General features: G+C 62.9%; 8 protein-coding genes. 7 read left to right on the top strand and 1 reads right to left on the bottom strand.

Translation table 11 applies throughout. The features are described from left to right. Nucleotides 1-123: 123 nt before the first annotated feature. Nucleotides 124-1,365 carry an MFS transporter gene (locus tag HRU82_00545; GenBank protein QOJ33529.1) on the bottom strand — a complete coding sequence of 414 codons (1,242 nt, stop codon included), beginning with the start codon at nt 1,363-1,365 and terminating at the stop codon, nt 124-126. Nucleotides 1,366-1,518: 153 nt separating this feature from the next. On the opposite strand from HRU82_00545, the gene HRU82_00540 reads away from it, so the two are divergent. The 7 genes from HRU82_00540 to HRU82_00510 are packed head-to-tail and all read left to right on the top strand — an operon-like array spanning nt 1,519 to nt 10,167. Then, nucleotides 1,519-4,932, top strand: a complete 3,414-nt coding sequence (locus HRU82_00540; protein QOJ33528.1) for an AsmA-like C-terminal domain-containing protein — start codon at nt 1,519-1,521, stop codon at nt 4,930-4,932. Between the two features lie 47 nt (nt 4,933-4,979). Continuing rightward, on the top strand, nt 4,980-6,140 hold the full coding sequence (locus tag HRU82_00535; GenBank protein ID QOJ33527.1) for an aminopeptidase P family protein: 1,161 nt from the start codon (nt 4,980-4,982) through the stop codon (nt 6,138-6,140). A gap of 24 nt (nt 6,141-6,164) precedes the next feature. After that, complete coding sequence (locus HRU82_00530; GenBank protein ID QOJ33526.1) at nt 6,165-7,139, top strand: succinate dehydrogenase/fumarate reductase iron-sulfur subunit; 975 nt, start codon at nt 6,165-6,167, stop codon at nt 7,137-7,139. Nucleotides 7,140-7,144: 5 nt separating this feature from the next. Beyond that, nucleotides 7,145-7,585: an archease gene (locus HRU82_00525; protein QOJ33525.1), complete on the top strand. Its 441-nt coding sequence runs from the start codon at nt 7,145-7,147 to the stop codon at nt 7,583-7,585. Between the two features lie 19 nt (nt 7,586-7,604). Then, a complete protein-coding gene (locus HRU82_00520) occupies nt 7,605-9,056 on the top strand; it encodes an RtcB family protein (GenBank protein QOJ33524.1) in 1,452 nt (483 codons plus the stop codon). 24 nt (nt 9,057-9,080) lie between these two features. Continuing rightward, the gene (locus tag HRU82_00515) at nt 9,081-9,437 is read left to right on the top strand and encodes a PilZ domain-containing protein (GenBank protein ID QOJ33523.1); all 357 of its coding nucleotides are present in this window, start codon (nt 9,081-9,083) and stop codon (nt 9,435-9,437) included. A gap of 28 nt (nt 9,438-9,465) precedes the next feature. Then, the gene (locus tag HRU82_00510) at nt 9,466-10,167 is read left to right on the top strand and encodes a hypothetical protein (protein QOJ33522.1); all 702 of its coding nucleotides are present in this window, start codon (nt 9,466-9,468) and stop codon (nt 10,165-10,167) included. Nucleotides 10,168-10,209: the final 42 nt, after the last annotated feature.

Genomic DNA, 10,209 nt, shown 5'->3' with positions numbered 1-10,209 from the left:
TTGCTAGGGCTCATTCTTGGATTGTCACTCTACTTTGTGTTGCTTCATGCCGTCGCCCTCAAAAAGACGCTCATGGGTACGCGCAAGGAGCAAACATAATGCGATCACAGACCAACGCTTTTTTCACTCACTGAGTCCCTCCGTCGCATCGATCTTCATCCACATCACTCCGCCGCAGAGGGCGATGAGCGCGGCGACGAGCAACGAAGCGGTCCAGCCCCAATGGTCGGCCAGCCAGGGCGTCAGGCTGGGTGAGATGGCGCCGCCCACGTTGGCCCCCATGTTCATGACGCCCGAGAGGGTTCCGGCATGTGTCTTCGAGAGGTCGGTCGGCACGCTCCAATAGGCGCCCACGGTAAAGTACAACCAGCCCGCGCCGAGCGACAGGCAGCCGATGGCCACCACATGGGACTCCGCCCAGGCGCCGAACGCGATCATGGCTCCGGCTAGCACCATCCCGATCATCCCGACGAGCCTCCTGGCCTTGGCTAGGCCCACGCTCGACACGAGCCGGTCGGTGGTCCATCCACCGAGCGGGCAAAACACCAAGATGGCTAGAAACGGCGCAGCCGCCAGCCATCCGCCACGTAAGAGATCGATCCCGCGCACGTTGACCAGATACAGATAAAACCACGACATATAGATGTAGGCCACGTAGCCCAGACAGGCATAACTCAGCACCAGCCAGCGCAGCACCGGTGAGCGGAAGAGCTGTCTCCAAGGCACGACGGGGCGAGCGGCCACGGTCTTCTGCTCCGCGCCTGCCGCTCCGTCCCGCGACCCGAGTACCCACAGAGCCGCCACGACCAGTCCCACCAAGGCCGAGAGGTAGAACACGGTCTGCCAATGGTAATTGACCATGACCCAGGAGGCAAGGGGAGGGGTCATGGCCGCGCCGACACCGATACCGCCGATGGCGATGCCGATGCCGAGCCCGCGACGTGACGGGGGAATCCAATCCGCCACGGCCCGGTTGAAATTGGGCAGGGCCACCGATTCCCCCACGCCGAGGAAGAACCGGACGACAACCAGCGCCCCCACGACGCCTACCAGTGAAGCCAAGGGCAGGGTGGCGGCCAAGGCCGTCAAGGCGGTGAAGAGCGACCACCAGAGCAGGGCCGCCGTCAGCACTAACCTGGCCCCCCAGCGATCTCCCAACCACCCACCGGGAATCTGGCAAAGCGCGTAGCCGAACACGAAGGCGGAAAACACGTAGCCCATGTCCTGGTCGGTGAGGCCGTAGGCGGGCATCATCTGCCGCGCGGTCACGGAGATGTTCACGCGGTCCATATAGGTCACCACGCTGATGGCAAACAGGAGACTCAGGATCCCCCAGCGTGGACGTTCGGCTGCAGTATGTTCCACCCAACTCCTCCCAGTGACGATGAACGGGCGCGGCATTATAGACCGCCCCTGCGCCGCCCACCAGCCGACCTGTGCCGAACTGTGCGGCTTCGTGTGGATTTCACTTCAGCCCATCCGGTACACTGTTTTTTCGTCCGACATGAGGGAGGTGGGGTGAGGGTTCGTCCGCGCGCGGTAGTGTTGTCTCTGTTCGGCCTGCTGATGCTGGGCCTGCTACTGCTCCTCTATTCCCGCGAACTGTTCGGGGTCGACCTCCTCAAGAATTTCTTCCTCCAACAACTCGAAACGAGCCTTCAACGCAAGATCGAAGTCGACCGCGTCAAACTGGTGCTGCTGCCGGGCCTGCGTCTGGAACTGGGCAATGTGAGCGTCTACGGCCACAATGACCCGACCCACATCGTCTTCAAGGCCAAGGAAATCGACATCGTCCTGCGGCTCTGGCCCCTGTTGAAAAAACAGGTGGTGGCCAAGCGGCTGTTCTTCGACGAGCCGACGGTCAGCATCATCCGCAACCGCTCCGGCCATTGGAACGTGATGACGGGGTTGCCCTCAGTCCCGAAGGAGGAGTCCGCCTCCCAGATGTTCATGCGGCTGCTGCAGATCCGCGAAGCCACCATTCAAAATGGGCACGTGACGATCACCGACGAGGCCAGGCCGGACGGCGTCCGGAAGCTGACCCTCGAAGCCGTGGAAATGGCCTTGAAGGTCTATCCGGGCAAAGCCGAGGGCGATTTACACCTCTCCGCGTCACTCCCCGCCGATGCCACCCCCTCCTCGGTGTCGCTCACCGGCACGATCAGCTTGAGCGACACCTCGACGTCGTTCTCGGCGGAGGAACCCTATTCGGCGCGGCCCGCCTTCCAGTTCGAGGGAGACATCGAGACCGTGAACCTTCGTCTGCGTGATACGGCGGACTTCTTCGGTCCCAGGCCTGTGCCCGAACAGTTGCAGGGTGGGGCCAACCTCAAGAGCCGCATCCGGGTCGCGCCGGGTGTGGCGGGATATGACGTCGTGCTCACGGAGATCACGGCCAGCGTCGACCAACTGGCGGTTTCTGGGAAGGCGAACCTCGCCGGCCTCCTAACCTCGCAACCGACCTTTTCCATCACCTTCGCCTCACCCTCCATCGACCTGCAGCAGCTCTTTGCCCGTGTGCCTGCGCAGTGGATTCACCCGCAGCTGCCCAACATCGTGGAGCAACGGAAACTCGGCGGCAGGGTGGAAATCCTCTCGGCCACCTTGAGCGGCGCGACGGCGCCCATCCCCCGGCTGTCGCTGACGGGAGACTTCCGGGTCGAGAAGGGCACGGCCTTGATCGGCAACGACCTGGTGCCCACGCAGAACCTGGCGGGCATGGTGTCCGTGGAGCCTGGCCGTATTCGCGTGAACAACGTCACCGGGGCTTACGGAGCCCTCCAAGTCACCGACGGCAAGGCCGTGATTTCGTTCCTGGAGGCGGGGCCTTGGATGGAGATGGACGTCGGCGGCAACATGACAGCGGTCGAACTCGTGAAGTTCCTCACCTCGACGATCCGCGCGGATCGTCTCACCTCGCTGCTGGCCCAGTCGCGGGAGATCGAGGGGATGACGCACCCGACCTTCCGCTTGGTCGGCCCGCTCGACAAACCAGACGGGATCACCTTCGCGGGCGGCGAGGTCCAAGCGGACAACGTCAGCCTCACGAATCCGTCGCTGCCGCAACGGCTCACCGCCATGCAGGGCCGCATCGTCTTCTCGCAGACCGGCGGGGCGCAGTTCGACCAGGTCACCGCCAACCTCGGCGAAGCGCAATTGCAGTTCAACGGCCAGATCACAGGCGGCGTCCCCAGCCTCTTCCAGGACTTCGTCATTCGCGCGAAGGGCTCGGCGGCGCAATTGCGCCAGATGATGTCGAAGGGTGCCTTCCCAGACGATCTGCTCTCCGGCATGGTCAACGCGAAGGTGCAGTTCTCCGGCCCGTCTGGGACGCCGCATCTGCGCGGCGAGATCGGCTTGAACGACGCCAGACTGGTGCTCCCCACGGTGGGAGAAAAGCCGCCCGGCTCGGCCGCGTCGTTGGAGCTGGACGCCGACGTCGAGCGCGGCATTGGGTTAATCATTTCGCGGCTCGAATTGGTCGTGCCGCCGCTCCGGCTGCCGCTGAAAGGAACCATCACGCTGGGCGACCAGTTCACCATTGATGCCGCCCTGGCCACCGGCACGATCTCGCTCTCCAGCTTGCCGGAATGGATTTACAAGAGCGGGCTGGAGGCGGGCAATCTCGAAGTGTCGATGGACGTGAAGGGCGCCGACGCCGACTGGAAGAATTGGCGGGCCGGCGGATGGCTGGCGCTCACCAACGGGCTGATGACGGTGAAGGGCGTCGACGGCCATGTCGAAGACATCTACCTGCGCCTGAAATTTTCACGCAACATCGCCGACATCAAACAGCTCTCGTTTCGCATCAAGGACAGCGACGCCAGCATGTCGGGCGCCCTGAAGAATTGGACGACCAAGCCGATCGTGGCCTTGAAGATGGAGTCGACACAGCTGGATCTGGACCTGCTCATCCCAAAAGGGCACCGGTCGCCCATCCGTGAGTTCTTGGAAAGTCTGGCCGCCACCAGCCAAGTGAGCGCCACCGCGACCATCGAGCGGGGTATCTACAAACACCTGCGGTTCGGCGGCCTGTCCGGCCGCTTGACGATTCAAGACGGCATGCTGGATCTGGATCGCGTCGTCGGCCAGTCCGGCACCGGTCAAGTCGCGGGACGCCTCGTGGTCCGCCTGCCGAAGGGCGAACCAGCCGAAACCGAAACCTCCATCCGCATGACCGGCGTTCCTTTCGAGAGCCTCCTGCCGCTGCTGGGGTCGCAGGACCAACCGGTCACGGGCGATCTGAAGTTCACCGGTATGCTGCGCGGCCATGGACGGAATCCCCACGGCGTGCTGCCGACCTTGAACGGCAAGGTGGAGATGGTGCTGCAGGAGGGCCGCATCCTCAAGACGGAGAAACGCGCCATCTGGAAGATCCTTTCGATCCTCAACCTTCCGGCGGTACTGCAAGGCAAGGTGGATCTGGAAAAAGAAGGGCTCCAGTACAATCGCGCGAGCGCCACCTTGACGATTCAAAACGGGCTCATCAAAACGCAGAACATCATCCTCGACAGCCCCGTGCTGAAGATTTCGGCCGTGGGCAGTTACGACCTGCCCACCGATCAGCTCGACATGGTCTGGGCGGTCAGTCCCTTCGGGTCGTACTCGCAGTTCTTGAAGTCCATACCGCTCTTCGGACGCTTGGTCGCGGGCGACCGCAAGGGGCTGGCCACCGCCCTGTTCCAGGTGAAGGGCTCGATCGACGATCCGGACGTGACCTACATGCCGATGAAGTCCTTCACGACCGGCTTGACCGGCGTCGCGCAGTTGGCCTTCGATCTGCTCAAGAACACGGTCATGCTGCCCATCGACATCCTCACCCCGCAGGAAGAAAAGGAACCGCTCTACGACCCGGCGATGGAGCTGCAGACGCCGCATGCGCCGCCTCCGCCGCCTGAAGCGTTGCCGGCGCCGCCGGCGGCCGCGCCTTGATTACCTCCGAATCGCGTGATAGCATCCGAGCGTCATCATCACTGTTCATGAGTCCCATCACCGTGCAACCACGTCAGCCCGACCAAGCCGCCACGCTCTTCATCGCCGCCAGCGAAACCGATTCGAACCTCTATTACGCCACCAAGTTCATCGCCCCGGACCCCTTCGTCTACCTCGAAGTGAAAGGCGAACGGCTCCTGCTGATGAGCGACCTGGAAATGGACCGCGCGCGCCACCAGGCGTCGGTCGATCGTGTCTTGTCCTACTCCGAGGTGGAACGGCGCGTGAAGGCCCAGGGCATCAACGAGCCCGGCATGGTCGATGTGGTGCATCAGGTGCTGCAGGATCGCGAGGTACGCGAAATCCTGGTGCCCTCGACCTTTCCCTTCATCCATGCCAATCGGCTCCAGGAGCTGGGGTACCGCCTGCGCACCAAACGGGAACCCTTTTACGAGCAGCGGGTGGTGAAGTCGGCGGAGGAAGTCCGGCACATCGAAACGGCCCAACGGGCGACAGAGACCGCCGTGGCCGCCGCCCACGACACGCTGCGCCGAGCCGACATCCGCAACAACCAGTTGTGGCTGGACGGGGAGATGCTGACCTCCGAACGCATCAAGAAACTGATCAACGTCACGTTGATGGAATGCGACTGCGTCGCGCAGCATACGATCGTGGCGGGGGGTGAGCAGGCCTGCGACCCGCACAACGAAGGCAGCGGACCGCTGCCGGCCCATCGCAGCATCATCTTCGACGTATTCCCGCGCTCGGCGTCATCACGATACTTTGCCGATATGTCGCGCACGGTCATCAGGGGCGTGGCCTCTCCCGAACTGAAGCGTCTCTATCAGACCGTGAAGGATGCTCAGGAAGAAGCCATCACGAAGATCCGCGACGGGGCGGACGGGGCTGCTATTCATCAGGGCATCTGCGACCGGTTTGAGAAGGCCGGCTATACCACCGGCTTGGTCAACGGACGCATGCAGGGGTACTTCCACGGCACGGGCCACGGTGTCGGCCTCGACATCCACGAGGCTCCGCGCATCAGCCGAACCGGCTCGCTCCTGCAGGAAGGGCATGTGGTCACCGTGGAGCCGGGCCTCTATTATCCTGGGCTGGGCGCCGTCCGGATCGAAGACATGGTCCTCGTCACCAAGGACGGGTGCCGAAACCTGACCAACTATCCAAAGGTCTTCGAACTTGGCGAATGACCGTCTCGGTTCAAGGGCCATCCCATGCGCCTGACCTTCACCGTTACACGTTTCAATCCGGAAACCGATCAGCATTCCCACCAGGAAGACTATCGTCTCGACATCGGTCGCGGTATGACGGTCCTGGAGGCTCTCATCCGCATCAAGAACGAACTCGACGGCAGCCTGTCGCTGCGTTACTCCTGCCGCTCCGCCATCTGCGGCTCCTGCGCCATGCGCATCAACGGGACTGAAAAGCTTGCCTGCCGCACCTCTATCCGGAAGGAATTCGAGCGCCACGGCAAGATCGCCGTCGAACCGCTGCCGAACCTTCCCGTCATTAAGGATCTCGTGGTCGACATGGCGCCCTTCTGGGAGAAGATCCGGGCCGTGACCCCCTGGCTGACGCCCGAGACACATCCCACGAAGCGCTACGGCCCGACGGGACAACTCCGCCTGCTGCCTGAGACCTATCAATTCCACAATGTCGATGCCTGCATCATGTGTGGAGCCTGCGTGGCCGCCTGTACCTCCCACGAGGTTTCACGCGGCTTCCTGGGCCCGGCGGCGCTCGCGAAGGCGGCGCGGTTCGTGGCCGACCCCCGCGAGCCGGCGACGGCAAAACAGTCTCGCTTGACCGCCCTCCAGGAAGACCACGGCATCTGGGACTGTACGCGCTGCAACATGTGCGTCCAGGTGTGCCCCAAGGACGTGCAACCGATGGAGGCGATCATCCGTCTGCGCCGCTCGTCCCTGCGCCATGGCCTGACCCACAAGGAAGGCGCGCGGCACATTACCGGCTTTGTGGACCTCGTGCACCACGAAGGTCGGTTGAACGAGGCCCTTATGCCGTTGAAGGTGGTCGGGCTAAACCTTCGGCGCCTGTTCCATATCATGCCGCTCGGCATTCGTATGGCTCTCAAGGGGAAAGTCCCGGCTCCGTTCGGCCAGACGATTCCCGGAATCCAACAGGTCCGCGCCATCTTCTCCGCCGCACGGCGTTTGGCGCGACGCACCTGACAGCCATGTCCGGCCGGTTTCGATTCCTCGACGACATCGCCTTGGCCGACATGGCGTTCGAAGCCGAAGGGGACTCCCTGCAGGCACTGTTCGAAGCGGCCACGCAGGCCTTGCTGGAAAGCCTGGCCGATCCCGCCACCGTCGATGCGACATGGCACTCGACAGTAGATCTGGAGGAAGCCGACATTCCGACACTCTTGTTCGAATGGCTGGAGCGGCTGGCCTACCTGAAGGATGCAGAGGCCGTGGTTTTTCGGCGCGTCGCCTTGTCGCTCCGAGAACAGCCTGCTCGTTCGTCCTGGTCGCTGCATGCCGAGGTGATCGGAGCGCCGGTGGATCCGACGACTCAGGACCTTCGTTCGGACGTCAAGGGTGTGACGAAACATCTATACGCAGTCACACAGGACGGCACCACTTGGACTGCCCGCGTCGTCTTGGACGTGTGAGTCGATTGACAGGCACAGTATGAAACTCAATACCGCTATGAAAGTCGTCCGTATCAACGACTACCTCTGGGAAATTCCGCCGTCGGAGAAAGCCGGGATGCTCGTCCCGGCCAGACTCTATGCCAGCGCGCCGCTGCTGAGCGCGATGGACCAAGGCGTGTTCGAGCAGGTGACCAACGTCGCGTGCCTGCCCGGCATCCACCGTTACGCGCTCTGCATGCCGGATGGCCACTGGGGTTATGGGTTTCCCATCGGAGGGGTGGCGGCCTTCGATCCTGAGGATGGGGTCATTTCACCCGGCGGTGTCGGTTACGACGTGAATTGCGGCATGCGGTTGATCCGCACCGACCTCACGCTGGACGAGGTGCAGCCGAAACTCGATCGCCTAATGACCGAATTGTTCCGCCGCATCCCCGCCGGCGTCGGCTCGAAAGGATTCCTCAGCCCGAGCAAGCGCGAGTTTCGCGAGGTGATGCGCCAAGGCGCCGCCTGGTGCATCGCGCAGGGATACGGATGGGAAGGCGACCTCGAACGCATCGAAGAGCGCGGCTGCCTGCAGGGAGCGGACCCTGCGAAGGTCAGTGACCATGCGTTTGAACGGGGCATCAACCAGCTGGGCACGCTCGGCTCCGGCAACCATTATTTGGAAGTACAGGTCCTCTCGGATAGGGGCCTGCACGATCCCGAGACGGCCGCGGCGATGGGACTGCGAGGCGGCAACCAAATCGTGATCATGGTGCATTGCGGTTCGCGCGGTTTCGGTCATCAGGTCGCCAGCGACTATCTCAAGGTCTTCGAAAAAGCGATGGGACGTTACCACATCGCCGTCCGGGATCAGCAACTCGCCTGCGCGCCCTTCCGTTCACCGGAGGGGCAGGACTACTTCGCCGCCATGAACTGTGCGGCCAACACCGCCTTTGCCAACCGGCAGGTCATCACCCATCACGTTCGGGAAGCATTCGCCGCGGTCTTCGAGACGACGTCGCAGGCGCTCGGTATGCATCTCATCTACGACGTAGCACACAACATCGCCAAGGTTGAACGCTATGACGATGGGGAATGGCTGGTCCACCGCAAGGGCGCGACCCGTGCGTTCGGTCCCGGCAGCCCTGAGCTGCCGGATTGTTATCGCGCCATCGGACAGCCGGTCATTTGCGGTGGGTCGATGGAGACCGGCTCCTTTCTGTTGGTGGGCACGGACCGCGCCATGCACGAGACATTCGGATCCACCATGCACGGGTCGGGCAGAACCATGTCCCGCGCCCAAGCGAAACGCACCGTGCGAGGAGAGCAGTTGCTTCGCGACATGAAGGCGCACGGAATTCTGGTGAAAGCCGTCTCCATGTCCGGTCTCGCGGAAGAAGCGGGGTTCGCCTACAAAAACATCGTCGAGGTAGTCGATACGGTCCATCGAGCCGGAATCACAAAAAAAGTGGCGGAACTGAAACCGATCGGCAATATAAAGGGCTAGCCGATTCACCCTGTGCCGCTTTTCATGGAACAACGTCAGCAGCCACGCCTTCGCGTCCGATTCCGCAGTTCGTTCAGGTCGGCGAACCTGGTGAGCGGGGAGGGGGAGGTGATTGACCTCTCCATCCGCGGGGGCGGCATCGTGAGCGCCACCGTAGTCCTTCCCGGCACGACGCTCGAGCTACAGATTCATGAGTCTGCACAAGCGTCCCCTCTGACCGTGGCTCAGGCGGTCGTGCGCTGGTGCCATCATGGTCGTTTCGGCCTGGAATTCGTCTCGTTACAACCCGGTGAATGGGCCCGTCTCCAATCGATTGTAACCGCCCTCGAACGGCACCCATACGAACAGAACCAGTCCTCGCAAGATCGTGCCGCTATCTAAGATCTTCCATTTCCGAAGGAGTACCAGCATGGGTCATGGATCCGCTACGCCGTCTCGTTTGCCGCTTGCGTGGATGCCGGCCCTGGCTCTCGGTCTTGTCCTGACGCTCCCTTGTGCCGCGGCCCTCTATCTGCTCCTCGCCCAACATGACCGCGCCTTGGTCCAGGAACGAAATGCGGCGGCGGTCACGGCGGCCGGGCAGAGCGCACGCGCCATCGCCCAGACCCTTGCCTGGATGGGCGAAGCCCTGCTCCAGGACAACGTGGCGGCGCTGCAAGAGACACTCGTGCGGCATGCGCGACAAGCGGGCCTGTTGGAAGCGGCCGTGATCGGCACCGATAACGTGATCATTGCGGCGGACAATCCCGCTGCCGTCGGGGAGCCGGTCCGGGATGCAACTCGGCCCGCCGTCACAAATGCCGCCGGTGGCGTCGCGTCGAGCCTCCATCAAGGGAGGCCCGCGTTCACCATCGTCGTCCCAATCCGACAGAACGGCCACGTCGTGGCCTGGGTCAACGTAGTCGCCGCTGCGCCCCTCAGCAGCGCGGCACACAGAACGCCCGAGGACCTTGGGCGCGACGTGATGCTCGTGATCGCGCCGTTATTTTTCGTGACAACCATGCTCGCTGCCGTCACCATCCGCTCGGTCATCAACAAGACCCGCAGACTCCTCCGTCGCATTCTTCTCGACGCGGCGAAGGGAATCCCCCCGGTCGCCCGCACCAACTGACAATTCTCTGGTAGTTCGTCCGAAGTCTGATACCCTGACCCC

It is taken from the genome of Nitrospira sp. (genome assembly GCA_015709715.1).
Taxonomy (GTDB): Bacteria; Nitrospirota; Nitrospiria; order Nitrospirales; family Nitrospiraceae; genus Nitrospira_A.
The sequence above is the reverse complement of the archived record's forward strand: the minus strand, read 5'-3'. Positions and strand labels throughout refer to the sequence as shown.

Excerpts from the sequence above, each read along its gene's own strand:
- HRU82_00515 (QOJ33523.1), top strand. The coding sequence starts at position 9,081 with ATGGAACAACGTCAGCAGCCACGCCTTCGCGTCCGATTCCGCAGTTCG.
- HRU82_00510 (QOJ33522.1), top strand. The coding sequence starts at position 9,466 with ATGGGTCATGGATCCGCTACGCCGTCTCGTTTGCCGCTTGCGTGGATG.
- HRU82_00525 (QOJ33525.1), top strand. The coding sequence starts at position 7,145 with ATGTCCGGCCGGTTTCGATTCCTCGACGACATCGCCTTGGCCGACATG.
- HRU82_00530 (QOJ33526.1), top strand. The coding sequence starts at position 6,165 with ATGCGCCTGACCTTCACCGTTACACGTTTCAATCCGGAAACCGATCAG.
- HRU82_00535 (QOJ33527.1), top strand. The coding sequence starts at position 4,980 with ATGAGTCCCATCACCGTGCAACCACGTCAGCCCGACCAAGCCGCCACG.
- HRU82_00520 (QOJ33524.1), top strand. The coding sequence starts at position 7,605 with ATGAAACTCAATACCGCTATGAAAGTCGTCCGTATCAACGACTACCTC.